This is a genomic window from Paenibacillus sp. FSL H7-0331 (assembly GCF_001956045.1).
This window is the reverse complement of the sequence record NZ_MRTH01000046.1, coordinates 14,298-40,804: the sequence shown is the minus strand read 5'-3', so window position 1 is coordinate 40,804 and position 26,507 is coordinate 14,298. Positions and strand designations below refer to the sequence as shown.

Here is a 26,507-nt window from a genome sequence, read left to right as displayed (position 1 = left end):
CAGATGTCTGGGTAAACTTTGATGCAAATAAAGATCGGATGGTAATTGAATGAAGGAACAACTTTCGAAATTGTTTGGATTTACGGAAAAATCATCGTCAGATGAAATTAGAAATATTTCCATCCAAGATATTGTCCCAAGTCCATATCAGCCCAGAACTATTTTTGATGATGAGCGGATTGAAGAATTGTGTCAAACCATTAAAACCCTCGGAGTTATACAGCCTATCATTGTTCGAATTCGGAATAATGTGTATGAGTTGATTGCTGGGGAACGCAGATGGAGAGCCGTTACAAAGCTCGGACTGGATACGATTCCTGCTATTGTTCGCGATTTCAATGATTCGCAAGCTGCATCTATTGCATTAATTGAAAATTTGCAGCGTGAAGGCCTTACTGCGATTGAAGAGGCTAGCGCTTATCAGCAGCTTATCGACTTGCATCATTTGACGCAAGAAAGTCTTGCTCAACGAATCGGGAAAAGTCAGTCCACGATAGCTAACAAAATCCGTCTGTTAAATCTAAGTGAGCCTGTTAAGCAGGCTTTAATGGAACGAAAAATCACGGAGAGGCATGCGCGTGCTTTATTATCATTAAGCCAGGAAGAGCTGCAGCAGAAAGTTTTGGATGAAATTATTACCAAGGAGTTAAATGTTAAACAAACAGAAGCGAGAATACAGCTTTTAAAAGAAGTAGTTGCAGTCAAAAAAACAAAACGTGTATCCTTCTCCAAGGATGTTCGGTTGGCTTTAAACACGATTAGACAATCCGTGGATATGGTCACGTCTTCAGGTCTGCAAATTAATACCTCGGAGCAAGATTATGAGGATCACTACGAAATAGTTATCAAAATTCCTAAAAAATAATTGTTTGTTCCAAACTTCTTTGTTATGCAGCTTTGCGTTAAGGGGCAGATTTCGTGTGTATGTTTTTCATTTAGATACTGAGGTGAACAGATTTTGGCTAAGATTATTGCAATTACAAATCAAAAGGGTGGGGTTGGTAAAACGACTACATCGGTAAATTTGGGTGCTTCACTGGCAGCATTAGGCAAGCGGGTACTGCTCGTCGATATTGATCCTCAAGGAAACACGACAAGTGGTATCGGTATTAATAAAGCCGATGTTGTTTATTGTATCTATGATATGATTATCAACGATATTCACCCTAAAGATGTTATGGTCGATACGAACATACCGAATTTGAAAATCATTCCAGCTACGATTCAACTGGCAGGTGCTGAGATTGAATTAGTTCCTACGATCTCCCGTGAAGTGAGATTGAAAAAGTCTTTGCAGCTGGTTAAACATTTATTTGATTATATATTGATCGATTGCCCACCGTCACTTGGCATTCTTACCGTTAATTCTTTGACTGCTGCCGATTCGGTTATTATTCCCATTCAATGCGAGTATTATGCGTTGGAGGGATTAAGTCAGCTGTTGAATACGGTTCGTTTGGTGCAAAAGCATTTGAACACAACGCTGCAGATCGAAGGCGTATTGTTAACGATGTTTGACGCCAGAACGAATTTGGGTATGCAGGTGATTGAAGAGGTTAAGAAATATTTCCAACAAAAAGTATATAAAACCATTATTCCACGTAATGTCAGGCTGAGTGAGGCGCCGAGCCATGGTCAGTCGATAATAACCTATGATCCTCGTTCTAAAGGTGCTGAAGTGTATATGGAACTTGCGAAGGAAGTGATCAGTTTTGAGTAAACGTCTTGGAAAAGGATTAGATGCACTTCTTCCTGCGCTTAGTATTAATGATGATGATAAGGTAATGGAAATTCCATTATCACAGCTCAGACCGAGTCCTTATCAGCCTCGCAGAAATTTTAATGATGAATCGATCAATGAGCTGGCTGCTTCTATTAAGGAGCATGGGATTATTCAACCGATTATTGTAAGAAGTGTTTTGAAGGGATATGAAATTATTGCAGGCGAGCGTCGATTCAGAGCCTCTCAAGTATGCGGGTTAGCTACCGTGTCTGCAGTTATAAAGAAGTTTACGGATCAACAAGTAATGGAAATTGCTCTTATTGAAAACCTGCAAAGGGAAGATTTGAATGCTTTGGAGATCGCTATCGCCTATCAGGCTTTAATTGACCAATTTTCTTTGACTCAAGAAGAGTTATCCGTTAAAGTTGGGAAAAGTAGATCGCATATTGCTAATTTTTTGAGATTACTGCAATTACCTGATGAGGTAAAACAGTATGTTTCACGTGGAACACTTTCGATGGGTCACGCAAAAGCCATTATTGGTTTGAAGGATGCGAAGTTGATTCGTGCTTTAGCTGAAAAATCAATTAAAGAGCAGTGGAGCGTTCGTGAGCTGGAAGAAGAAGTTAAACGACTTGAGGATAAACCGGAAACGGCTAAAGCTAAATCCAAGTCGAAAAAGAGTGATCCTTATATCAATGAACTGGAAGAAAACTTAAGAGAATTATATAGTACAACGGTAAAAATTAAGCATAACAATAATAAAGGCAAGATCGAATTGCTGTATTACTCCAAAGATGATTTGAACAGGCTGTTAGAGATCCTGCAAGGTAAAATCTCTTAAATGTTGTAAGCTTCCTGTGTGACTTCGTGATCAAAAGGGGACTTTTTGAACAACCTTTAGAAATGGTTCAGTGTGAAATCAATCATGATAACATAGGTAGCATACCTGATTATTGCCATCTCGCTTGGGCAGAATAGGTATGCTACTTTTTGTGAAGGAGAGTGTTTCGGTTGAACGTTGCTTATTTCGATCATGCCGCTTCATCCTGGCCTAAGCCGCCAGAAGTATTGCTGGCGATGCAGGAGTGTATGCTGCATGCTGCAGCCAATCCGGGGAGAGGCAGTCATCAAATGGCTGTGAAAGCAAGCCGGATTTTATTTGAAACTCGTAAACAATTGGCTAAGCTATTTAAAATCAAAAATCCAAATGATATTTCGTTTGCATTAAACACCACGATGGCGCTAAATCAGGCAATTCTTGGTTTCCTAAAAGAGGGAGATCATGTGATATGTACATCGGTAGAGCATAATTCGGTCCGCAGACCTCTTGAATATGTGAAAAAAACGCGTGGTGTTCAGATTACTTATGTGCAAACCAATTCCAAAGGCGAGCTTAGCCTTGATAAAGTCAAAGAAGCGGTTACGAATCGGACTTCGCTTATGGTATGCAGTCACAGCTCGAATTTACTTGGCAGCATACTGCCTGTAGCAGAGTTAGGTGAGCTTTGCAAAAAAAATGGGATTAAATTGTTAGTGGACGCGGCGCAGTCAGCTGGAACCCTTGATATCGATGTTGGGAAGATGGGCATTCACATGCTGGGTTTTCCCGGACACAAGAGCTTGTTGGGACCACAAGGGACTGGCGGATTATACATAGAACCGGAGCTGGAGCTGGAGCCGCTGCTATTTGGAGGTACAGGCAGTCAGTCAGAAATGATTGAGCAGCCGAACGTGCGTCCGGATCGATATGAGTCGGGTACACAGAACACAGTTGGTATTGCGGGGTTAGGAGAAGGTGTGAAGTTCGTGCTGAAAGAAACAGTAGCACAAATACATGGCAAAGAATGGGCTCAGACGCAGCAGCTCATGTCAGCGTTAATGGAGATTGAAGGGGTACAGCTATTAGGGCCGGATCTTGGGCAAAATAAAACCGGTATCGTTTCTTTTACTATTCATCAAACGGATTCCTCTGAAGTTGCTTTTATTCTCGATCAAACCTTTAATATTGCGGTTCGTGCCGGTTATCACTGCACACCGCTTGCTCACGAAGCTGCAGGAACTCTTGAACGTGGTGCGGTACGGGCAAGTGTCGGTTATTTTACAACGGATGAAGAAGTGGATCGACTGGTTACAGCCGTCAAGGAAATTGCCAAGCATATGAAATCATAAAGCTAGACAGACTTGCAGGGGGAATTAACATGGAAAATCTGGTACAATTATTAGACGCGAGACTGCTTCTTTTGGCATGCTCCGTCCTTATTCTTGTATTTTTGATTGTGGTTATTATATTATGGAGCAAGTTAAACAAGCTTCGCAAAATGTATCTGAGTATGCTGAATGGCAGTGGAACGCTGAACGTCGAGGAGACACTGATAGAAATTCAACAAAACAATGCGGTGTTAAAGCAGGAGACAGACAATGCACAGCAGCAAATGGATGCTATCGTAGGCCAAATGAAAAAAATGAAATCAAATTTGGGCGTCTACCGCTTCAATGCTTTTGCAGAGAGCGGCAGCGACCAGAGCTTTTCTATTGCATTAGTGGATGATGAGCAGGACGGTGTGGTCATATCAGGTATTCATAATCGGGATGAAACCTATGTATTTGCCAAGCCGCTAGAGCGTGGGATTTCCAAATACATGCTTTCACCGGAGGAAAAGGAAGCTATCCTTCGATCTGGGCAAAAGAAGTAGCAGTGAACCGATTGAGGCTGCTGAGCGCGACCTGAAACGATTGTGCAATAACCTCGGCCATATTTACGACCAGGCTAAGTCTTGTGTTTTGCAGCACAAAGTACTCCATAAATCCGCCAACATTAACAATGCCTGTTATGTGCATATTGCCGACTGGTGGGAGATCCTTATTAACGCCTGCACCGGGCTTGACAGGGCCGTTACCGATTTGGATGCAGCCTACACTTGCCAGCTGTCCTAAACAAGCATCAATGGCTATAATAAAGGGGTTATGGTGGAGCTGCTGGATAGACTCGAGTGTATCCTTTAAATTTACAGCGTGTACGGGTTGATCGAGTGTCCCATAGAGGTGGACGCCATGCAGGTTTTGTTTTTCCAAATATGAGCCAACCAGAGGTCCTAACGAATCGCCTGTAGAACGATCTGTACCTACGCAAATGATGAGGATGGGCTGATGACTGGGGATTTGTCCCAATATCGAATAAAGTCTTTCTGCGAGCGTGTCAATCGTGTTAAGGTCTGAATGTAATACCTTAATATTTTCAATCATTTGAGGGCTTGCAATCTCTCTACGAAAAGGCAATGTCATCTTATAACCTCCGTATCTTTATGAAAGAATGATATTTTTATTAGTATACGGATAGTGATGGTAATTTATACGTAACTCCATAAATAATGGGGGAGGAATCCACATGCTGCTGATGGCATTTGACTCCACACAGCAGGCGCTGCGTGCCGAGATGCTGCTAGAATATGCTGACATTGAAAACGATATGTGTCCGACTCCCAAACAGATTACGGCAGGCTGTGCATTGTCATTGGAATTCCCTGAGGACGACCTGGACCAAGTGAAGCAAATTGTGAGCGAAGAAAATGTAGAGATCCGTGGTATTTATATGAAAAAAGAAGACTATTATGTTGAGGTATAAGGTGGTTTGACAGATGAAGCAATGGCACATATCATACCTGACAGGAGAGAGCGCAGCTTCGGTAATATCATCCTGGGAGAAGCTTGGCGATCAATTGTTCCAATACATTGCTGACCCTGCGGTATGGACAGGATTTATCCTCATTCTTGTAAAGGTAACCTTTATATTATTAGGTGCAAGAATCATTATTAAGCTGGCCAACAAGGCTCTAGAGCATGTAATGGTGGAACGGGAACGCAATCCATTGAATCTGGATCGTAGACGTACCAAAACGATTGGCAAGCTGCTGGGCAATATTACTTCATATGTCGTCAACTTTATTATGATCTTGATGGTTCTGAATCAATTTGGGATTCGTTTGGAGCCATTATTGGCCGGTGCCGGAGTAGTGGGCCTAGCTATCGGATTTGGGGCACAGAGCTTGGTGAAAGACGTCATAACCGGATTTTTTATCATCTTCGAAGATCAATTTGCTGTTGGGGATGTTATTCAAACCGGCACTTACAAAGGTACAGTTGAAGAAATCGGACTCAGGATCACTCGGGTTAGAAGCTGGACGGGTGAGGTTCATATTATTCCGAATGGTACGATTACGCAGGTAACTAATTTTTCAGTCAATAACTCGATTGCCGTTGTAGATGTGTCGATCCCGGCAGATATGAATATAGACAATGCGATACAGGTGTTGAAAGATACCGTTATGAAAAATTACGAAAATAACGTGAATATGGTCAAGGAGCCAGAGGTATTGGGCGTACAAACGTTAAGCGCTTCAGAGATCATTATTCGAACAACGGTCGAATGCAAGCCTAATAGCCAGCTGCAAATATCACGCGAGCTTAACGCAGAGGTGAAAAAGGCGTTGGACAAATATCGCCTGGAAGTGGCTAGCTCAAGGGGGGAATAGCATGGAAAGAAAGCAGTATCAATTGGGGGATATTGTGCAGATGAAGAAGCCGCATCCCTGCGGGACCAACGAGATGGAGGTCATTCGTCTGGGCATGGACATCCGTATCAAATGCGTAGGCTGTAAGCACAGCGTACTCGTGCCTCGTGCCAAATTTGAAAGTAAGCTGAAAAAGGTGCTGCGCTCCAATCCGGAAGCTGCTTCCCGTGAGGGTGAGGATTAGATCCAAAGCTCCAATAAAAAAATCCAGCCAGGGGGTTGCAAAGTATCTCTTGGCTGTGATACAATAGCAATTGTCCGATTTTCATGGAAAGGTACCCAAGTGGTCCAAGGGGGCTGACTCGAAATCAGTTAGGCGTCGCAAGGCGTGCGTGGGTTCGACTCCCACTCTTTCCGCCATTTTCGTTTAAGGTCCGCTGCGTGCGGTTCATATACGGCAAGGTACATAAGCTAAATAAGTATAAAGAAGTCTTTTACGATTCAGGTCGTGAAAGGCTTTTTTTGTCCCGTTGTGAATATCTTTGAAGTCATCCGAACTTGTTAACATTGGGGATAACATAAAGCATGATGTTGTACACATGTGGATAACCGGACTAAACAAGGAATCCAGCTACCTATTCACATATCCACAAAATGAATCCACAATGATGAAAAATGAGATTGCAGCACAAAAACGACCACAGATCATAAAGATCCGTGGTCGTTTTTGTGCTGCAGCCTTTGAAGAGGATACAGCTGCTAGCTGCTATTGATTACTTGCTGTCTTTCTTAGCGTGAGATCCGTCGCAGTTGCCTTCCGTGTTTTGAGTGTTACCACATGCACATTTACCCATTTGTGTAGCCTCCTGCCTATTTGGTTTTTCATATTGTTAAGTATATAACACTTACTTACTAAAGTAAAGCTTGTTATAAAAAATAAGTAAATGAGAACGATTATCCTTCTCAACAAGATAAAAAACCGACGGAGCTAATGCCGAACTCTTTTTCTCCATGACAAACGATCGATCACGTAGCCAATAAGAGTCCACGATAAAATAGTCGTAGTATAGAGAAGAGTCATGCTAACTCTGGTGTAGGTAAATAAAGAGTAAATCCAGGCGGGGACGCTAAGACTGTAAAAAATCATATAGACAGGGTCCGAATCGTGGCCAATCATGTGCATCAGGCACAGTGCGGCTCCTATAGCTGTCAAGAGCAGGGTGTATGTGTATCTCATAAGGATGCTCCTTTAATGTTGTTATGGGCCTCTACACCCCCTTTAAGGCCGTGTGCGTGGGTGTAGAGGGCTTGACCTATGCTTTTCTACGTATCCACTTGCGGTTATGGTTGGAGGTTTGCGGGAAAGCCTCACCTTTCACCAAGGTAATGATTTGGGGATCATTGATGCCCATGTGAAAATCATTTTCTCCGACCTCGATGTACTTCCCATCATTGGGAGCTGTATCACCTGGACTGAATTGACGCCATTCGCCCATCGTTGTTAGACCTCCTTACGAAGTATATAGATAGAATGTCCAGCAAGGCATCAAGTCATGACGATAAATATTGCCAACTATCCCTTTTGGGGACATTAAGAAGAAGCATTTGAACTTGCACTTGTTATTGTCCTCACGTTTTGATATAGTATTACAGTGCGAGTTTTGAATACTATTTAATTGCTCGCTCCTTGCTCCGATTGACCATTGTCGATCTGTGGAGCCGTTTAGTCCAAAAGGAGGTGAAACCATGCGCAAATATGAGATTATGTATATCATTCGTCCGGATATCGAACAAGAAGCTGTTCAGGCTACGGTTGAAAAGTTTCAAAACATCATCAACAACGGTGGAGAAATTACGAAGCATGATGTAATGGGTAAGCGCCGTCTTGCGTATGAGATCAACAAGCATCGTGATGGCCATTATGTGTTAGTTAAGTTCAACGCTAACAATACGGTATTGACCGAGCTTGATCGTGTAATGAAGATTTCTGATGAAATCATTCGTTTCCTGATCACACAAGATGTAGCGTAAACAGTACGAAATGCTGTAATTGACATGCTGGGAGGGTTTAGATTGCTAAATCGTGTGATTCTGATCGGAAGGCTTACTAAAGACCCTGAATTACGTTATACTCCTGCGGGAGTAGCTGTAACTACGTTTACACTAGCTGTGGATCGTCCTTATGCGAACCAACAGAAGGAACGGGAAGCAGACTTTATCCCTGTTGTGACATGGCGTCAGCTTGCTGAAACATGTGCCAACTATCTGCGTAAAGGTAGACTTGCCGCAGTAGAAGGCAGAATGCAGGTGCGTAACTATGACAATAACGAAGGTCGCCGCGTATACGTGACGGAAGTCGTTGCTGATAATGTACGTTTCCTGGAATCTTCCAATAGTGGTGGAGGAAATCGTGAAGAAGGAATGGGCGGCCGTCAAGATCAAGGCTATGGTCAACAGCGTAATGCTGGACCGCGCGACAACAATCAAGATCCATTTCAGGATGACGGAAAACCGATTGATATTTCCGATGATGATTTGCCATTTTGACGTAGAAAGGACTGAATAAACGAATGGGTTTTCAAAGAAGAGATAACAATAGCGAAGAACGTGGCGAACGCAAATTTGGCGGCCGTAAGGGTGGCAAAGGCGGAAAACGTCGTAAAGTATGTTACTTCACTGTGAATAAAATTACTCACATTGACTATAAGGATATCGAAACTCTGAAGAAATTTGTTAGCGAACGTGGTAAGATTCTTCCACGCCGTGTAACAGGTACTTCTGCTAAATACCAACGTGCATTGACAATTGCGATCAAACGCTCGCGTCAAATCGCATTGCTGCCATACACAACGGAATAGGTAACGATTCCCAAAAAAAGAGCTGTCCCCAAGTCGTAATGACTCGGAGGCAGCTTTTGTGTTTTTTACATATATGAAGGACGTAGGATTGAGTTTTTATAACAGGATTTTACTTGGTACAACCCCAAACTTCTTTTTGAAGCATCTACTGAAATAATAGGGATCGGCATAACCTACACTTTGTGAAACGTCGACGATCTTGAGCGATACCGATGTTCCATGAGGAACATCCTTCAACAATTCCATGGCCTTATCCAGCCGCACATCTGTCAAAAATTCAATAAAGGATTTCCCTGTTTCCTTCTTGAAAATATGGCTTAAATAACTCGGATTCACGGATAATTCCCGCGCGGCTTGCTGCAAGGTGACGGACTCCTGCGAGAACTGCTTTTCGATATATTCTGTTGCTTTGAACACAATGTCAGAGCCTCTTCGGCGCGGCAGCTGATCATCCAGCTCTCTAAATACAATGTCATCAAAAAAAGTAACAAGCCACTGTTGCATACTGGTAACGGTCTCCAGACCATGCATTTGCTGAAACAAAGGGTGGCGGTCTGTCATCCAGCCGACAGGAAGAGTCCCACCTTGCTCCAGGATGGCTGTGTTGCCCAGAGAAATACATTCCATCAAAACAAACAACGCCGTTTCTTTACTCGCACGATTGTTGATAAGCTCCATACAGCTTTCATCGACTTTAAGAACCACTTCTTCACGATTTCTTTGACGAATGACCCTAAGCCATTCAACCCGATTCAGAGGCGGAGAAAATATGGCATCCTCTGAGCTGATATGATCATGGGTATAGGCAATAACCTGATTGCCCCCATTGATGAACTTTTGCTTTAAAGCATGAACACTTTCTGAATAGGAAAGGTGTACCTGACTCAAGCTTTCATACGTTTGACCAAAAGCCAAAGTAATGCGAAGTTTCATTCTATGATCAATAAAGGTTCGGGCATGCTCGCAAAGGGTGTAAAGCTCGGAGTCTGTAATCTGTGGGAAGCCGGTCAAAACAACAACGTGGTTGTCCTCCCCATCAATGACCTCACAATAAGCTCCACCTGTCTCCAGACTTTCCTGTAAAATATTTTTGACCGCAAATCGCCAAAGCTGGCGCTCTTCCTCTTTGTTAAACCGATGGTTCAATTGATCAATCTCTGCCACAATGACTACATAAATAGGACTTATAGGAATGTGATAGTACTCGGCTTGACGCTCTAGTATTTCCGGTTGAACGGAAGGCTCATGAAGTAAAAGCTGGCGGACAAACTGATCCTTGATAAGAGGCTTCGCTCGCTCAGCCTGCTCCTTCAGTGTTATCAAATAGTCGGTGTCTTCCAATTCCCGGTCCAGGTCGCCACGAATTTCGACTAATGCTTTCATCAGTTCATCTTCGTCGATCGGCTTCAGCAAATAGTAAGAGGCTCCTAAGCTTACGGCAGCCCTCGCATACTCAAAAATATCATAGCTTGTAATAAAAATGACTTTGGCCTCGATGTTCGCGGTTCTTAATGCTTCAACAAAATCGAGTCCTGTAATACCTGGCATGTTAATATCAACGATAATTAAATCATAATGATGGTTGTGTGCCAATTCCAACGCCTGGGAGCCATTCTCGGCTTCATCCTCAATCACATATCCGAGCTGAGTCCAATCGATCAAATGGATAAGAAGCTTGCGAAAATAATACTCATCGTCCACAATCATTACGCGATAACAGTTAGATGTCATGAACTCTTTACAGACCTTTCTGGAAGTCCTTTTTTGTCAAAAGCAAGAGGTATTCTCAGCTGTACTTCCACACCTGATCCAATGACCGAAGAGATGCTAATGCCATAACCCGGGCCATATCGGAGCTGAATACGTTCTTGTATATTGCGGATACCAAAGCTGGATAAATCAAGCTGGTTCTGTTCTCGATGCCATATATTGGCTAGCAGTTCCTCATTCATACCCTTACCGTTATCCTTGATGACAAAGCATACAACGTCCGCGCCGTCCTTGGTTTCAATGAACCCCGATATTTCGCACAATGCACCTGTCTGCTTTTCTCTTAATCCATGTTGAATCGAATTTTCGACGAGCGGCTGCAGAAGCATATTCGGTATGCGGCAATTTTCTATCTGGCTATCAAAGTCAATTATATAATCAATATGACTGTATCTGATCGTTTGTATATATAAGTAGCTTTCCAGGTGCTTCTTTTCCTGTATGACAGGGATAAGCTCCTGGCCTTTATTGAGCGACATTCGGTAAAAGTCACCCAAAGCTTTGACTACCTTACTGATGTCATGTGCCTTCGTCATCAATGCCATGGAACGAATCGTTTCCAAGGTATTATACAAAAAGTGAGGTTTAATCTGTGAGTACATCAATCGGAGCTCCAAGCTCCTTTTTTGCTTCTCCTCTTGATTCACAGTGTCCATAAGCCCTTGGATCTCTCCAACCATATCATTGAACTTATAAGCGAGCTGACCGACTTCATCTTTAGAAGTGATGGGTGATCGTGTGTCCAGCTTACCATTCCCAACAGCCATCATGGCGCGGCTTAACCTGACAATCGGCTTCGTAATCCAATTAGAGAAAACAATCGAAAGGACCAGGGCAAACAATAATCCCAGTGCGCCGTAACCCAAAATAAACAGGGTGATTTTCCACTGATCCTTCATAAGCGCTTTGCTGGGCACCTCATAAACGATACGCCAATCCTTTTTACTTAAAGCCTTGGAGGAAATAATCGTTGTTTCTTTGCCGTTATCGAAGATTTGCGAGCTGTTGTCATTGCTGAATATCATTTGTAATTTCTCTGTATCCAAGGTGGTCTGCAGCAAGCCAGGATCATTCGAAGAAATGATAGTTCCATTAGCATTAATAATCATCAGCTTGCTTTGTAGGCCTTCTTCATCGTTGCCATATAGCTTGGACAATTTACTCTCATCCATATTGATATAAATATAGCCCAGAGGGATACCGTTGCTAATATTAATAATTCGTCTCCCAACGGCGAGCAAATTAATATGTTGAGCATTGACAAGAAAGGGGCTCTGGAAGGTTTCAATCCACACCGCTGATCCTTTTGCCGTGATAAGCTGATCTCCCGGATAGATGGAAAGGTTATTTTCGGTAACATTAGTTAAATTGTTGGTATAGTAGGTTTTATTCCCTTGAATCGATTGGATGACGACTGAATCAATGTACGGACTCGATTCTACCAATGAAGTTAATCCTACATACATCAGTTGAATATCTTCGAGGCTTTGTGGGTCGGTACCGTCTGAATTCAGCACGGACTGGTAGGGCTTGTTAATTATAGCCAGCTTCGAATAATTCTCTATATTATTAAATAACGTGTTGATCGTGTTGGTGATTAACTCCAGCTTATGGTCGGAGCTGCGAAGGGCACGTTCCATGACCTGATTAAGTGTCATATTGTATAGAGTGATCGTAAGAAAAAGAATGCTGGGCAAAATGATCAGTATATTAATAATCTGAATTTTTTTTCGAATCGGCATGTCCTGAAAATATGTGATTGGTTTAATAACATCCCCACCCATAAACGTTATGCACGTAAATCAAAGAGGAGCTACCTATCATGCTCCTCCTTCTGTATTCGGTAATCTATGCAGTTATCCTTTAATGTCACCTATCCAATAGATGGTATTGTCTATTTTAAGATAGAGCCAGCTGTAAAGCTTTTCTCCATTTGTTCACTAAAGTAAATATAAATGAGAATCAAAGGAATGGTCGAGATTAACATTGCTGCACATAGCGGCCCCCACTCCACACTATACTCTCCACTAAAATTCATCAAGCCCAAGGGGAGCGTACGGAGTGAAGATTTTTGAATAAAGGTGGCGGCCATAAGTAGTTCATTCCATACATGGAGGAATGTAAAGATTCCAACAGATGCAAGTGTCGGCTTCAAGAGGGGAAGTACGACCTGGAAAAAGGTGCGAATAATCCCGTATCCGTCAATAAATGCGGCTTCCTCCAATTCCTTGGGCAAGCTGCGCAAAAAGCTTGAAAGAATAAATATGCCTACCGGAATATTGATAGTTATGTAAGGAAGAATGATCGACAATTGTGTCTTTAGCAATCCGAGATTTTTCAACAGTATGAAAAGCGGCACCAATGTGGCATGAATCGGAACCATGACGCCAGCAAGCAAGATGAGCAGCAATATATTACTGAACTTAAACCTCATACGCGTAAGCGCATAGGCCATCATAGAGCTAAGCAATAGAACGAAAAATACGGTGATGATGCCAACGATTAAACTATTTAAAAAGTTCTCGCCGACTTGCCCTTGAACCCAGGCGGATGAATAATTGCTGAACAGCCACACTTTAGGAAGGCTAAATATGCCGCCTAGTTGTATTTCGGAATTATTTTTAAACGAAATCAAGACTAACCAGGCTAAAGGAATCAACTGCAGCAGAGCGATAATCACCATTATCGTATACACACTGAGCTTCTTAACCGACTTTGAATTACGATCCCTTCTCCTAGTGGAAGTAAAGGATGAAGAATTGTTTTTTTCAATTATCATATGGCATAAATCCCTCCTACAATCGAGCAACACTTCTGGAAAAAAGTTTATTGATGAGGTAAGCGATTCCCATGCACTGGATTACCAGAAAAACAGCCAACGCACTTCCATAACCAAAATTCATTTTCAGGAATGCTTCCTGGAACATGCGCAGGGCGATAACCGTCGTACTATTGTCAGGCCCGCCGCCTGTCATGACATAGATTTGCTCGAATACTTTTAGAGAACCGACTACGGATAGAACCACATTGACTTTGAGCACATCGGCCAAAAGCGGGATGGTAATGTGATACACCAGCCTCCAGCTTGTAGCACCATCCAGTTTGGCAGCCTCGTAAATCTGTTCGGGGATGCTCTGAATACCTGCGTACATAATCAGCATATGGTACCCGATATAATGCCAGACAAGGACAAAAGCAACCGCATAGATCGCTGTATGACTATCACCCAGCCATAGCTGAGCCCATGATCCTAATCCTATGGATCGGAAGAAGCTGTTGATTAAACCAATGGTAGGGTCGAACATTTTCCCCCACATCAAGCTAACCATCGTGGTCGACATGATAACAGGGAAGAAATAGATGTTACGGAACCATTTGCTTCCTTTAACCTTTCTGGAAACGAGCAGTGCCAATACAAAGGCTGACGGAAGCTGGAAAAGCAATGAGAAAAAAACGAAAATCAAACCATTTTTGAACGCTTTTACAAAGTTCGGATCGTCAGTCATCATCTTCACGTAGTTATCTATTCCGATAAACTTCATAGGGGTTACGCCATCCCATTGATGCAAGCTGTAATAGACGGTTTGGGCAACAGGGTATATAAAGAAAACCGTGAACAATAGTAAACCAGGCAGTAAAAATAAACTTAGCACCCAGCGGTTCGATAAAGCTTTTTCCATGTAAATCCCCCTCTACAATTCTAGACATGGTAAAAGAGGCACTACCGAGGTATAAGTGCCTCTCAACATTCATCTATCGTTTTTTCATAATTTGTTCCATTTTTTGAGTAAACTCGGCAGCGGATAACGTCCCTGTGTACAGCTTTTGATTCAGATCGCGATATTCGTCCCCTACAGCGGCCGGTACCGTATCATACCAATACGTTTGAATAAATTTGTAGCCTTTGTAATCGTCCAAGTATTGAGCATACGATTCGTTGATTTTATTATCCGGCTTAGCTTCTGTATTCGCATAGGAAGGCTGACCTGATTTGACGAGTTGATCGTTAACTTTCAGGGAATAGCGGATGGCGAATTCCTTTGCTTTTTGCAGCTGCTTGGATTGAACGTTGACGAATAGACCATAAGGCGCGTTGTTCCGATCTCCGGTATTGGAGCTAAATGGATCTTTGGCTGCTCCGGTTTGTGGGAATTTGATATATCCTAGATCGTCTCCAAGGGCAGGGATCGCTTTAGCAAAAACCCAGGAGCCATTCATGACCATCAACGCTTTACCGCTGTAAAACATTTCACGCGCCTCAAGATCGCTATTTCCTAAAAACCCGGGTTGAAATGCTTTCTCGTTGACTAATTGAATGATTTTCTGAGCTGCATCCTCGAAAGGCTTATCGGTGAATTTGATTTCGCCTTTTTGCGCTTTGGCGTAAGCATCTATGTCTTCTCTTAACACGAATGTATTATAAATCAAATCTCCCGGCCAACGGTCCTTTCCGCCTAAAGCGATGGGAACGATATTTTTGGAGTTGGCAACCTTGATGACATTGACAAGCTCTTCCCACGTTTTTGGAGCTTGCAGGCCCATTTGAGCCAACAGTTTTTTGTTGTAAACTAACACCTCGGATTGCTCAGAACGGTAGGGCATGGAGTAAACGTTACCGTCAGCTTCCTTAATCAGGCTGCCGTTTAAATATTTGGATTCGAGCCCGGTCGATTTCAACACATCGTTTAAAGGTGCGGCCATTTTTGAATTCAATATTAATTCGCGTTCGGATCTGCCGTTATATTGCCCGAATACATCTGGCAGCTCATTGGCTGCAACAGCGACTTTAATTTTGGTCTTGTACGTTTCCGGATTAATGAACTCATAATTCAACTTCAGGTTCATTTCTTTGGCTACCTCTTCGGCTGCCGGCTTAATATAATCGGTCGTATCAAACATCCATAGAGTCAGTGCCCCACCTTCTTGAGCTGGTTTTTTGCCACCATCCGTGGACGCTTCAGGTGTATTACCACAAGCCGTAAAAATAAGTGTGCTGCTGCATATCAAAAGCGGTAATAACATTTTCTTTTTATGATTCAAGTTGATTCCCCCTAAGGCTAATGATGATTTTCGTTCGTTTACTGTTCAAATTATAGTCATCCTGATATTTAAATTGAATGGAATATTTTTGGGCTCGCTCGTAAATATTTTGTTCGTTTTGTTTGGAAGCATGGCTGCAATCGAGCTTTAATTTATAAAATCAATAAAAAAAGCCGTGATATACACGGCTAAGGTTTATATATGATGTTACTATTTGAGTGCAATCTTGAGCGTCATCTTTATGGTATCATCAGAATCTCGCGAAGCTCCTGCTCTGTTAACGTAGATAAAGCCTCTTGTCCAGGCTGGATGACTTCGTCGATCAGATTCTTTTTCTTCTGTTGAAGCTCATACATTTTATCCTCAACGGTGCCCTGGGTGACGAGACGAATCACCTGTACAACGTTTTTCTGCCCAATTCGATGTGCCCGGTCGGCTGCCTGCTGCTCCACAGCGGGGTTCCACCACAGATCGTAAAGGATTACCGTATCGGCTCCAGTCAGATTCAGTCCAGTACCGCCTGCTTTTAACGAAATGAGAAACAGATCGCGTTCGCCCTCGTTAAATCGATTGCACAGCGCTACGCGCTCAGATGCAGGTGTGCTGCCGTCGAGGTAGAAATGCGGTAACCCTTGATAGCCGAGCTCCCGTCGGATCAGACCAAGCATTTCGGTAAATTGGGAAAAGACGAGCATTCGTTTTCCCGCACTTCGGCATTCCTCAATTATTTCCATAAGCTGCTCGAATTTGGCGGAGCTTCCGGTATAGCCCTCGACAAACAGCGCAGGGTGGCAGCATAGCTGGCGAAGTCGTGTCAAGCCGGCAAGGATTTTGATCCGGTTTTTCTGAAAGCCTTTTTCGTTCAAATGCTTCACGGTTTCCTGCTGCAGCTTGGCCAAATAGGCGACATACAACTTCTTTTGCTCGGGCAATAGCTCAGAGGCTTGCAGCGATTCGATCTTATCCGGCAGCTCCTTAAGCACGTCCGTCTTCAAGCGGCGCAGCAGGAAAGGGCGAACCCGCCTGGCGACAGTTTCTCTCGGTAATTCATTAAATGTCTTGCGGCTCGGGAACAGCTCGGGAAATACAGCGTCGAAAATCGACCATAATTCCTCCAGCCTGTTCTCCACTGGCGTTCCCGTAAGCGCAAACCGGTATACCGCCTGAATTGCTTTGACTGCCTTTGCCGTTTGCGTCGTATGGTTCTTGAAAACCTGTGCTTCATCCAAAATCAGCGTATGAAACGATAGCCTGGCGTACAGCTCGATGTCCCGACGCAATAGCGGGTAGGAGGTAATGATGACATCCACCTGAGACTTGTGTGTAACCTTTAGTTTATTGCTGCGTTCTTCCTTGCTTCCGTCCACAATAACAGCACGCAGCTCGGGTGCGAATTTCTTAAGCTCATTGTGCCAGTTATAAATCAGCGATGCAGGGGAGACGATGATCGCAGGCTGCTGTCGATTACGAATCTCCGGAAGCATGGATAAGATAAATGCGATGCTTTGCAGCGTCTTGCCGAGTCCCATATCGTCAGCCAGGATGCCGCCAAAATGGTAGTGGGCCAACGTCCGTAACCATTGATACCCATAATGCTGGTAATCCCGCAGCACAGAAGACAGGCTGTCGGGCACAGGGAAATCCAAATGGTCCGGGTTGCGCATATTTTCCAGCAGTCGACGGAACGATTTGCCGAGCTTAATGGCATTGCCTTGTCTGGGTGAGTCCAACAAATGCATGCCGCGGAGCACAGGCAGCCTTATGTTCGGTCCCGACAAATCGGCTTTCTGGATACCGATTTCGTTCATAAAGCGAATGATTTCCTGAAACTCCGAGCTTTCGAGCGGAAGCAGGGAACCATTCGGCAGGCGGTAATACTTATGCTTCTCCTCAAGGGCCTGTAACAGCTTGCGAATATCCGATTCAGGGATTCCTTCCATCTCAAAGCGGAATTCGAGCCAATCTGTCCGTTCATTCATATCCACGGTTACTTTGGGAGCAACAGGGCCGCTGTGAAGCCTTGCCTTTACGGCAGAGGTCGCGTATACATCAAGAAGTTTTTCAAGCTCAGGGACGGTATGATACAAAAACTCGTACTCCGAATCTTCGTCATCCATAAAATACCCGGCATCGGTTTTGGCAAAAGGAGACTGCTCCATTAGCTCCAGAATGCGTCGTTCCTGCTCGCCGTCCCGCATCAGAATCTGGTCAGAACCGCGCACGGGGCCATTTGCCTCCAGAGGATTGATAACAATATCACCATATTGAAATTCCAATCCGGCCAGCAGCCGCGATTTGACCCGATCCAAATACAGCTTGGCCTTTAAAGACAAGTGAACAACACGTTCGGAAATCGTATGAGCAATGCTGACGCTGCCCAGCTTCATGAGACTGGGGATGACTTTTTCCATAAAAGCTTCCATTTGCTCCTGTGGAATCTGAATGTGGCGGTTACGAGAGTCGGCCAGTATATGCTTCAATTCCGAAAGCCGCTTGATCGAATTCGGCTGCATCTTTAACAGCTTTCCTTCGGACAGGACAAGACCATAGGCTTCCATGACGGTCAAAGTTTCCATTCCTTGAACGTCCAGCTGGTAGCCTTCTGCCTGTGCCTCATCGAACTCAAACTGGAGCGGGATAGGCTCGTCTGATACATGAATACCTTCGAAGATGCGGTTACCCTGATGGAGCTGTACACCAGGCGCCGCTGCAAGCAGCGGGTAGAGAGACTCCCAGGAGAGCGGTGGGATCAGCAGCATCCGTTCACCGCTAGAGCTGCTGGAATGCATGGAATAGCCACTCAGCGTTTCTCGGTACATTTTTTCATTGTGATAAATCTCGATAAGCTGTTGAAGAATGGCAGCCTGCTGCTCCTGAATGCTGTGCAGCAGCGGATCATAAATAAAATGCTTGGAAAACACATAAGCTTCCCGCTTGTCGAAGTGGTCGAGAAACTCTCTTATTTTTTGCACGATGTAGAGTCGTTTCGGTCCTATTTTCAGCTCAATACCGAGCATATGCTTGCGATAGCTGTAGGAGAAAGGCCGGCAAATGATTTCCATATCCAGCATCAGTCGGGTATGCATTAGAGATCGTGAACTGGTGGGCCGCAGCGGCTTCTCACTGAAAAGATCGAGCATTTCATCCATAAGTCGCAGATCTGATGCTGAACTCCCGGAAGCTCTGAGCGAGGAGATGCCGGAACGAACGGGTGATCGGTCTGTCTGTTGGCTCTCGTGTATGTGCAGCAGCAAGGCGGCAATATGCTTACAGTAAGGATGCTGGGAATATGAAGGACAGGTGCACTCGGTATCAATATCACCTTGCAGATCGATCTGGACCTTGACCTGATAGAGGCGTGTTCCTTGAACCTCTGCTTCATAGATGCGCTCATCTGTATTTTGTTCGATCAGCTTTACTTTATGGTTCTGAAAGTAGGCCTCTCCATCTTCGTAGGCAAAACGACCGCATAACAATTTAATAACCCGTTGGGTCAGTTGAAAGCTCATGACATAAATCCTTCTTTCTTCGTGTACAGGCTAGAATATCAGAATAGTGCTACATCCTATGATAACAGAATCGATCACAAAAAAAACAAAGGCCCGTTATCCCTATTTTGTAAATAATTGCAGATAGCCGGGTTGGATAAAACAAAGAATCGACAGTCAGGTATTCATTTTAATCGACAAAATTCCGATAAAACTTAGAAGTCATGTTATTTGCATGAAAATCAATGCCCTGATGCCAATGTCGATAGTAGGATCAAGTATAGCTGGACCTGAAGAATGAAGATTTATATTATTGGAGGTAAATTATTTATGATGGTTAGAATGGCTAGAGTGTTATCCTTGTTACTCGTGCTGATTGTGGCAGCAGGCAATTTGAACGGAACCCGTGTGTTGGCGGCAGACGACATTGCAAGTTTAGTAGTGAGCAAGAATGAGGTCACTCTAGAGGTAGGAAGTACGTCGAATATAACAGCAACTGCGGTGTTTACAAGTGGTACTACTGAGAATGTAACGGTCAAGACAGATTGGAATTCCGGGTCGACGGATGTGGCAACCGTATATGCTGGCGCCATATCAGCGAAGAAGGAAGGCACCGCTACGGTAACAGCTACTTACATGGGCAAAACCGTTATTATTCATGTAACTGTAACTAAAAAAGTGAAATCATTAACCAAAGATAAGCAGTTGATTAATTTACGTTTGAATCAGTCGGATAACGTATTGATTACAGCCTATTATGATGATGGTACGTCCGCTGACGTGACCAATAAAGCCGACTGGAGCAGCGACAACAACTCCATCGCTACCGTTACCAATGGACAGGTGAAGGGTCTCAGCTCAGGTAAAGCTACGATCACGGCGAAATATAATAGCTTAAGCTTAAGCTTGCCCGTCAATGTAGAAATCGTTCAGCGTATTGATGCCGATAAGTCCCAGGTATCGTTGCTGCTTAAGGGTACAGAGAAGATCAAGCTGATAGCGACATATCCAGATGGAACGACGGAGGATGTGGCAGAAAAGGCAGAGTGGGAAACGGATAAATCTACGGTTGCTGATGTGCTTAAAGGCACGGTTACCGGATATGGCCCGGGTCAAGCTACGTTAAAGGCTACGTATGGAACAAAAAGCACAACGATTAAAGTTGATGTTGACAATGCTATCAAGCTGGATTTCGTTGAGCAGACGCATTTGATGAAGAAAAATGGAACCTTGCAGCTTACGCTGAATGCAACCTATGCCAATGGAAATACAGAGAATATTACGGATCGTGCAGAATGGTCCTCCAGTGATGACAGTATTGTTTATGCGTTAAAAGGCAAGCTTACAGCCAATGAGATCGGTGAAGTTACGATTACAGCCAAGTATGGTGAAAAGCAAATTACAAGGACCATCTATGTTGATGTACCGCGCCGACTGGAAGTGGATGAAGAAACGATCTCGTTAAAATCAGGGGAAAACTCCCAGATTATTCTGTATGCTACGTATGCAGATTCCACCGCGCCAAGAGAGGCTGTCACAGACCGTGCTGAATGGACCGTAGACAACAGCTCGGCGATCGATGTAGTAAAAGGTAAAATTACAGCTTATAAATCCGGTGAGGCGCTGGTTACAGCTACTTACGGAGGTAAAACCATTCAGGTTAAAGTATTGGTGGATATCCCGAGCTTTGTAACGGCGAATAAGAAAACGCTAAATTTAGCGGTTGGCAGCTATGAACAAATCACTTTGGAAGCGTCATATGCCAATGATGCAACCAGAAAAGATACGGTAACCAACGCAGCGGAGTGGAAATCAAGTACTCCTGACGTTGTTGGTGTTTCCGGTGGTCTTATAACGGGTCTTGCAACAGGCTCCGCTGTGGTTACAGCCAAATATGGAACAAGAACGGTATCGATACAGGTAACCGTAGGTGTACTGGAAAGCCTGACTACAGAAAAAACAGAGCTGGTTTTGAAAAAGGGCGATATTAACAATATAGCTGTAAAAGCGAAGTATAAGGATGGTACGATCAAAGAGGATGCCGGTGCTGAAGCGGTATGGACAAGCTCCAACCTGAAGGCTGTAACCGTTGAGGCTGGGAAATTGACAGCTGTGGGTTCGGGTCAATCTACGATTACCGCAACCCTGGATAACAAGTCAGTCAGCATTACGGTCAGTGTGGATACGGCTGATGACTTGACCGCAAGCAGCACCTATTTGGTATTTGATCTGGGTGAGATCAAGCAAATTGTGTTAACAGCAACAGATCCATTAAATGTAACCAAAAATGTAGAAGCCGAGGCCGAATGGAAAACGAGCAATGCACAAATTGCGCAGGTGTCCAAGGGGACTATTACTCCTGTATCCAGAGGTAAAGCTACGATCACAGCGAGTTATGGTGGCAAAAGTGTTACCATCAGTGTGGAAATCGGTGTTGTACAAAAGCTGGAAGTCGATCAACGTTTCATTTCGATGAAGACAGGTCTGTCAGTTCCCGTTAAGCTAACCGCAACGTTGTCTGATGGAAGCACAAGAGATGTGACTTCCGCGGCTACCTGGAAAACTTCGGCTTATAAAGTGGCCGATGTGACTGCAGGAACGATTACTGCTGTAGGCTCCGGTAAAGCGATCGTGACAGGTACCTTCGGTGGAAAATCGATCGGCTTGCCTATCGATGTGAACACGCTCAAATATTTGAAGACTGACGTCGTGAAGGTAGATCTTACAGAGGGTCAAGAGGTTCAGATTACAGCAACAGGAACTTACTCGGATGGCTCAGATGAAGATGTTACGATCCCTGCAATGTGGACATCAGCGAATAGTATGATAGCCGATGTAAAGGACGGCGTTATTAAAGCGACCGGCAAAGGGAAAACGAGAGTAACGGTTATGTTCTCCAATATCAGATGGTACGTGCAGGTCACTGTTAAATAATAGAGACAGGCAACGAAAAAGCACAGTCAGCCTCGCGCTGACTGTGCTTTTTCTTGGAATATACGATCAAACATTTGCAGCATGGCATTTGGGATACTTTCTTGGTATATGTTCTCGCATCCGGGTACTCGCTTACTATTCGTAAATTGTGGCTTGGCGGTCATAGTCGGAATAGGTGAGCCTGCTATTGTCTACTATTGTTAAATATAGAAGGGGTTTAGTTGTATATCTTCTAATTGCGTCATAGTGTATTATTAAGTAGATAGGATATACTGTGATTTCAGTCAGGAAAGGATTGGTTTTGTGAACATCGCGTTTTTTCTTGTTCCTAAAGAAGACGTCATTTACTTATCTCCGAATTCCACGATGCGCCAAGCGCTTGAAAGAATGGAATACCATCGGTATTCGGCAGTTCCGCTCATCGACGATGCCGGCAAGTACGCCGGAACGATTACGGAGGGCGATTTATTGTGGAAGCTCAAACGTGAGCCGCAAATCGGATTTGACCATACGCACAAAGTCCTGTTGAAGGACGTTGCTCAGCATGTGGAGATCAAACCGGTCCGGATTGATCAACAGATGGAGGATCTGATCCTGCTCGCAACCAACCAGAACTATGTTCCCGTGATCGATGACAATGAGGTTTTTATCGGAATCATTCGCAGAAGAGAAATTATTGATTATTGCTTCAAGTTGTGGCAGGCAGAACAAAAGGTGTGAGATGTGTTATAATGGTCAAGTCGTCGTTAACAGGTTAAAGGTGAGAACATATGTGTAAGAGGTGAACGGATTGAGGAACGGTTCCTTGGGATTACTGGGTTGGGGCTTGGCGACGGTTGTTTTATTGCTGTCGATAATGGTACCGCTAGTCAGTAGCATTACGATCTGCTTGTTGATGGTGCCACTGCTGGTACAGTACGTGAAGCTGGATACGAAACGTTTTTTAGTATTTTACGCAATTAGTCTGATTGTCGTTTATCTGGTAACCTCCTTGCTGATGGTGGGATGGGTTGCTGTCATGCTTATTGCCGTATCCATATTCTTTTTACCCCCCGTTTTCCAAATGGGCAATCAATACAAAAAAGGCGCACCAGCGCGAAATGTAGTCACTGCGGGAACACTTACCCTGCTGGCGGAGATGCTGCTTAGCTTGGTAGTCTGTTATGCTTTTGGAATTAATTTGATCGAAAAAATGAAAATGTTCATGTTGGAAAGCATAAGCATGATGCCTGCTTACCTGCAAAATTCACTGGTCATGGATAAAGAAATGCTGGTAAAGATCGCAAGTCATATGCTTCCCCTCTACATGATCGGGATTTCTTTATTTATCGTATTAGTGACGCACTGGGCAGCCAGAAAGCTGCTCAATCGATCAGGCGAGCATATTCAAGGGTTTCGACCCATTCGTGATTGGAAGCTTCACAAATCGTTAGTTTGGTATTACGTAATCGCTTTGTTTATGGAGTTTTTTGTAAGAGACACGAGCTCGATGCTATTCACGATCCTGATTAACCTGCTGCCTATGCTGTCGTTCTTGTTCGCGGTGCAGGCCATTTCCTTTCTGTTTTTCCTGGCTCACTATAAACGTTGGAACCGGGTTTTGCCGATTTGCGGAATTATCGTATCGTTGCTTTTTGCACCCTTTATATTAAGTTTGCTGGGTGTGTTCGATACTGCTTTTCCGCTCCGTGAACGTGTGACTCGAAAATAAGATTGGATTAGGGGCGAAAGGGATGCCGAAGTTCCTGTTAAATCGATGGCATGGCGCGCATATCGTATGGATTTTTGCTGTAATGACGATATTAATTTTTGTGCTCATGCTGTTTCAATGGGTAGTTGGTGTGATCGCCTTGCTTGCATGCGTGATTCTCGGATTTTTTACGATGAGGGCCGAGCAGGCATTCAGCAAGGATATGAATAAATACGTAACGACATTGTCCCACCGCATCAAGCGGGCAGGCAATGAGGTGATCAATGAATTGCCTATCGGCATTTTGCTGTATAACGAAGAAAAGATCGTGGAGTGGCACAATCCATTTGTGGCCAAAATGGTCGGCAAGGACTCTCTGATCGGTGAAGGTTTGTTGGAATTGTTCCCGATCTTGAAAGGTCGTAAGGACAAGGATGTAGGCAAGGTCGAGATTACTCTTGGTAAATGTATTTATCAGGTGCAGGTAAAGCCGAATGAACGGCTGCTGTATGTGACGGATATTACGGCCTATAAAACACTATCCATACGTTATGAGGAAGAACGATTGTCGATCGGTATTATTATGATGGATAATCTGGAAGAAGCGACACAAGGTATGGATGATCAATCCAGGAGTATCATGATGGCCAAGGTAACCGGTGAGATTACCGAATGGGCGCAAAAGTATAACGTGTATTTACGTCGTACGGCCTCGGATCGTTACTTGATATTGATTGACCAGAAGGGTCTGAAAATGCTGGAGCAGTCACGTTTTGAAATCTTGGACGAGGTCCGCGATCTGACGATCGAGCATAAGCTGCAGCTGACTTTAAGTATGGGAATCGCTTCCGGCAACAACTCCTTAACGGAGTTGGGGCAATTGGCGCAGACAAGTCTGGATATGGCGCTTGGCCGCGGCGGTGATCAGGTTGCTGTTAAGATCGGTGAAAGGTTATCCTTTTATGGAGGCCGATCCAATGCTGTTGAGAAACGAACGAGAGTCCGGGCAAGGGTAATATCCCATGCGCTGCGTGATTTGATCAAGGAATGTGACAAGGTTATCATTATGGGTCATCGATATCCGGATATGGATTCGATTGGCGCGGCTATCGGTGTGCTGAAAGCGGCCCATGTCAGCAATAAGGAAGGCTATATTGTACTGGAAGGGGTAAACCCTTCGATCCAGAAGCTGATGGAAACGATCTATGAGGACGAGAAGCTGAACCGCTGGTTTATCACACCAGAGCAGGCGATGCAGATTACGAATCAACGGTCACTGGCCGTTGTTGTCGATACCCACAAAGCGTCGATGGTAGCCGAGCCGAAGCTGCTGCAGCTGACGAATCGTAAATTTGTCGTTGATCATCATCGACGCGGCGAGGAATTTATTCAGGATGCGACACTGGTTTATATGGAGCCTTACGCTTCCTCGACCTGCGAGCTGGTGACGGAGCTGCTGCAATATTTTAACGATCGTCTGACAATGGGTGTGCTTGAAGCAACCGCGCTGCTCGCAGGCATTGTCGTTGATACGAAAAGTTTTTCACTCAGCACGGGCGCCCGTACCTTTGAGGCGGCTTCCTTCCTGAGGCGCAATGGAGCGGATTCCTCGCTCATTCAGAGACTGCTGAAGGAAGATCTGGAGGCTTATATCCAGCGTGCGGATGTCATTAAGAATGCAGTGGTCATTCATGAACACATTGCACTGGCCGTAACGGAGCCAAATCGTAAATATTCACAGCTGCTGATTGCCCAGGCAGCCGATACACTGCTAACGATGACCGGTGTGTCGGCCTCATTCGTCATCAGTGAAAGACCTGATGGATTAGTCGGTATTAGCGCCCGTTCGTTGGGACAATTGAATGTACAGGTTGTCATGGAGCGGATGGGTGGCGGCGGCCATTTAACGAATGCAGCTACGCAGTTCGAAGGGACGCTTGAGGCAGCAGCTGAGAAGCTAAAATTAATTTTAAATGAGATGAATGCTGAGGAGGGGCTTTTTGAATGAAAGTTATCTTATTAAAGGACGTTAAGGGTCAAGGCAAAAAAGGCGATATTAAAGAGGTTTCCGAGGGATATGCAACGAATTTCCTGCTGCCACAGAAGCTGGCAGCTGCCGCTAACGAAGGTTCAGTGAAAATGTTGGACCAGCAGAAGAAAGCTGAGCAGCGCAAGAAAGAGCAAGAGAAGGCAGATGCTGTAGAGCTTGGGAAGAAGCTGGAATCATTAACCGTGGAATTGAAGGCGAAGTCAGGTAAGGATGGCCGTTTGTTCGGAGCCATTCCAAGCAAGCAGGTAGCTGAGGAGCTGGAAAAGCAGTTCAAGCTGAAGCTGGATAAACGGAAAATTCTTATGGACGAGCCGATTCGTACGTTGGGTGTGACAGAGGTTGGTGTGAAGCTGCACACAGAAGTGTCCGCTAAACTGAAGATTCATGTGAGTGAGGATAAGTAAACTTTCTTGATGGAAGTGCCCAGGAGGGGAAATCATTGA

The 26,507-nt window shown here is 44.3% G+C and carries 25 protein-coding genes and 1 tRNA gene; 17 read left to right on the top strand and 9 right to left on the bottom strand.

Translation table 11 applies throughout. From position 1 onward, the window contains the following. The first annotated feature begins 49 nt into the window (after window positions 1-49). The 5 genes from noc (at window position 50) to BK127_RS36305 (ending at window position 4,419) form a co-directional block, all read left to right on the top strand. A complete protein-coding gene (noc, locus tag BK127_RS36325) occupies window positions 50-865 on the top strand; it encodes a nucleoid occlusion protein (RefSeq protein ID WP_076237586.1) in 816 nt (271 codons plus the stop codon). A gap of 93 nt (window positions 866-958) precedes the next feature. Next, on the top strand, window positions 959-1,720 hold the full coding sequence (locus BK127_RS36320) for a ParA family protein (RefSeq protein ID WP_076237585.1): 762 nt from the start codon (window positions 959-961) through the stop codon (window positions 1,718-1,720). After that, window positions 1,713-2,567, top strand: a complete 855-nt coding sequence (locus tag BK127_RS36315; protein ID WP_076237584.1) for a ParB/RepB/Spo0J family partition protein — start codon at window positions 1,713-1,715, stop codon at window positions 2,565-2,567. Before BK127_RS36320 ends, BK127_RS36315 begins: the two co-directional genes overlap by 8 nt. Window positions 2,568-2,737: 170 nt before the next feature. After that, a complete protein-coding gene (locus BK127_RS36310; protein WP_076237583.1) occupies window positions 2,738-3,895 on the top strand; it encodes an aminotransferase class V-fold PLP-dependent enzyme in 1,158 nt (385 codons plus the stop codon). 29 nt (window positions 3,896-3,924) lie between these two features. After that, window positions 3,925-4,419, top strand: a complete 495-nt coding sequence (locus BK127_RS36305; protein WP_076237582.1) for a DUF4446 family protein — start codon at window positions 3,925-3,927, stop codon at window positions 4,417-4,419. Here BK127_RS36305 and yyaC read toward each other — a convergent pair. Continuing rightward, a complete protein-coding gene (gene yyaC, locus BK127_RS36300) occupies window positions 4,391-5,008 on the bottom strand; it encodes a spore protease YyaC (RefSeq protein ID WP_076237581.1) in 618 nt (205 codons plus the stop codon). The two genes, BK127_RS36305 and yyaC, sit on opposite strands and share 29 nt — an antisense overlap. A 103-nt stretch (window positions 5,009-5,111) precedes the next feature. Here yyaC and BK127_RS36295 point away from each other — a divergent pair, with 103 nt between their 5' ends. The 4 genes from BK127_RS36295 to BK127_RS36280 all read left to right on the top strand — a co-directional run bounded on the left by BK127_RS36295 (window position 5,112) and on the right by BK127_RS36280 (window position 6,654). Further along, on the top strand, window positions 5,112-5,348 hold the full coding sequence (locus tag BK127_RS36295; RefSeq protein WP_076237580.1) for a putative Se/S carrier protein: 237 nt from the start codon (window positions 5,112-5,114) through the stop codon (window positions 5,346-5,348). A 13-nt stretch (window positions 5,349-5,361) separates the two neighbouring features. Next, window positions 5,362-6,255 carry a mechanosensitive ion channel family protein gene (locus tag BK127_RS36290; RefSeq protein WP_076237579.1) on the top strand — a complete coding sequence of 298 codons (894 nt, stop codon included), beginning with the start codon at window positions 5,362-5,364 and terminating at the stop codon, window positions 6,253-6,255. Between the two features lies 1 nt (window position 6,256). Then, window positions 6,257-6,478 (top strand): DUF951 domain-containing protein, encoded by a 222-nt coding sequence (locus BK127_RS36285; RefSeq protein ID WP_076237578.1) that lies wholly within the window; start codon window positions 6,257-6,259, stop codon window positions 6,476-6,478. Window positions 6,479-6,563: 85 nt separating this feature from the next. Beyond that, window positions 6,564-6,654: transfer RNA gene (locus BK127_RS36280), tRNA-Ser, on the top strand. A 568-nt stretch (window positions 6,655-7,222) separates the two neighbouring features. On the opposite strand, the gene BK127_RS36275 is transcribed toward BK127_RS36280, so the two are convergent. Beyond that, complete coding sequence (locus tag BK127_RS36275) at window positions 7,223-7,471, bottom strand: hypothetical protein (RefSeq protein ID WP_076237577.1); 249 nt, start codon at window positions 7,469-7,471, stop codon at window positions 7,223-7,225. 76 nt (window positions 7,472-7,547) lie between these two features. Beyond that, window positions 7,548-7,730, bottom strand: coding sequence for a YjzC family protein (locus BK127_RS36270; protein ID WP_076237576.1), 183 nt, complete (start codon window positions 7,728-7,730; stop codon window positions 7,548-7,550). 250 nt (window positions 7,731-7,980) lie between these two features. Here BK127_RS36270 and rpsF point away from each other — a divergent pair, with 250 nt between their 5' ends. Genes rpsF through rpsR form a run of 3 tightly spaced genes read left to right on the top strand, consistent with a single transcriptional unit; the run spans window position 7,981 to window position 9,092 of the window. Further along, window positions 7,981-8,265, top strand: coding sequence for a 30S ribosomal protein S6 (gene rpsF / locus BK127_RS36265; protein ID WP_076237575.1), 285 nt, complete (start codon window positions 7,981-7,983; stop codon window positions 8,263-8,265). A 42-nt stretch (window positions 8,266-8,307) separates the two neighbouring features. Continuing rightward, the gene (gene ssb / locus BK127_RS36260) at window positions 8,308-8,781 is read left to right on the top strand and encodes a single-stranded DNA-binding protein (RefSeq protein WP_076237574.1); all 474 of its coding nucleotides are present in this window, start codon (window positions 8,308-8,310) and stop codon (window positions 8,779-8,781) included. A gap of 23 nt (window positions 8,782-8,804) precedes the next feature. Next, entirely contained in the window at window positions 8,805-9,092 is a 288-nt protein-coding gene (rpsR, locus tag BK127_RS36255) for a 30S ribosomal protein S18 (RefSeq protein ID WP_076237573.1), read from the top strand. A 96-nt stretch (window positions 9,093-9,188) separates the two neighbouring features. On the opposite strand, the gene BK127_RS36250 is transcribed toward rpsR, so the two are convergent. The 6 genes from BK127_RS36250 to BK127_RS36225 all read right to left on the bottom strand — a co-directional run bounded on the left by BK127_RS36250 (window position 9,189) and on the right by BK127_RS36225 (window position 19,411). Further along, complete coding sequence (locus tag BK127_RS36250) at window positions 9,189-10,799, bottom strand: response regulator (protein ID WP_076237572.1); 1,611 nt, start codon at window positions 10,797-10,799, stop codon at window positions 9,189-9,191. 20 nt (window positions 10,800-10,819) lie between these two features. Beyond that, window positions 10,820-12,604, bottom strand: coding sequence for a sensor histidine kinase (locus BK127_RS36245; protein ID WP_179097726.1), 1,785 nt, complete (start codon window positions 12,602-12,604; stop codon window positions 10,820-10,822). Window positions 12,605-12,756: 152 nt separating this feature from the next. Then, entirely contained in the window at window positions 12,757-13,641 is an 885-nt protein-coding gene (locus tag BK127_RS36240; protein WP_083689853.1) for a carbohydrate ABC transporter permease, read from the bottom strand. A 16-nt stretch (window positions 13,642-13,657) separates the two neighbouring features. Then, window positions 13,658-14,542, bottom strand: coding sequence for a carbohydrate ABC transporter permease (locus BK127_RS36235; RefSeq protein ID WP_076237570.1), 885 nt, complete (start codon window positions 14,540-14,542; stop codon window positions 13,658-13,660). A gap of 73 nt (window positions 14,543-14,615) precedes the next feature. Continuing rightward, window positions 14,616-15,902: an ABC transporter substrate-binding protein gene (locus BK127_RS36230; RefSeq protein WP_076237569.1), complete on the bottom strand. Its 1,287-nt coding sequence runs from the start codon at window positions 15,900-15,902 to the stop codon at window positions 14,616-14,618. Between the two features lie 239 nt (window positions 15,903-16,141). Continuing rightward, complete coding sequence (locus BK127_RS36225) at window positions 16,142-19,411, bottom strand: DEAD/DEAH box helicase (RefSeq protein WP_076237568.1); 3,270 nt, start codon at window positions 19,409-19,411, stop codon at window positions 16,142-16,144. Between the two features lie 309 nt (window positions 19,412-19,720). On the opposite strand from BK127_RS36225, the gene BK127_RS36220 reads away from it, so the two are divergent. From BK127_RS36220 to rplI, 5 genes are all read left to right on the top strand, one after another. Then, window positions 19,721-22,324, top strand: a complete 2,604-nt coding sequence (locus tag BK127_RS36220; RefSeq protein WP_076237567.1) for an Ig-like domain-containing protein — start codon at window positions 19,721-19,723, stop codon at window positions 22,322-22,324. 303 nt (window positions 22,325-22,627) lie between these two features. After that, a complete protein-coding gene (locus BK127_RS36215) occupies window positions 22,628-23,044 on the top strand; it encodes a CBS domain-containing protein (RefSeq protein ID WP_076237566.1) in 417 nt (138 codons plus the stop codon). A gap of 70 nt (window positions 23,045-23,114) precedes the next feature. Next, window positions 23,115-24,035: a DUF2232 domain-containing protein gene (locus tag BK127_RS36210; RefSeq protein WP_076237565.1), complete on the top strand. Its 921-nt coding sequence runs from the start codon at window positions 23,115-23,117 to the stop codon at window positions 24,033-24,035. Between the two features lie 22 nt (window positions 24,036-24,057). Beyond that, window positions 24,058-26,022 (top strand): DHH family phosphoesterase, encoded by a 1,965-nt coding sequence (locus BK127_RS36205; protein ID WP_076237564.1) that lies wholly within the window; start codon window positions 24,058-24,060, stop codon window positions 26,020-26,022. Then, window positions 26,019-26,468: a 50S ribosomal protein L9 gene (gene rplI / locus BK127_RS36200; RefSeq protein WP_076237563.1), complete on the top strand. Its 450-nt coding sequence runs from the start codon at window positions 26,019-26,021 to the stop codon at window positions 26,466-26,468. The genes BK127_RS36205 and rplI overlap by 4 nt, the downstream gene beginning before the upstream one ends. Window positions 26,469-26,507 lie beyond the last annotated feature (39 nt).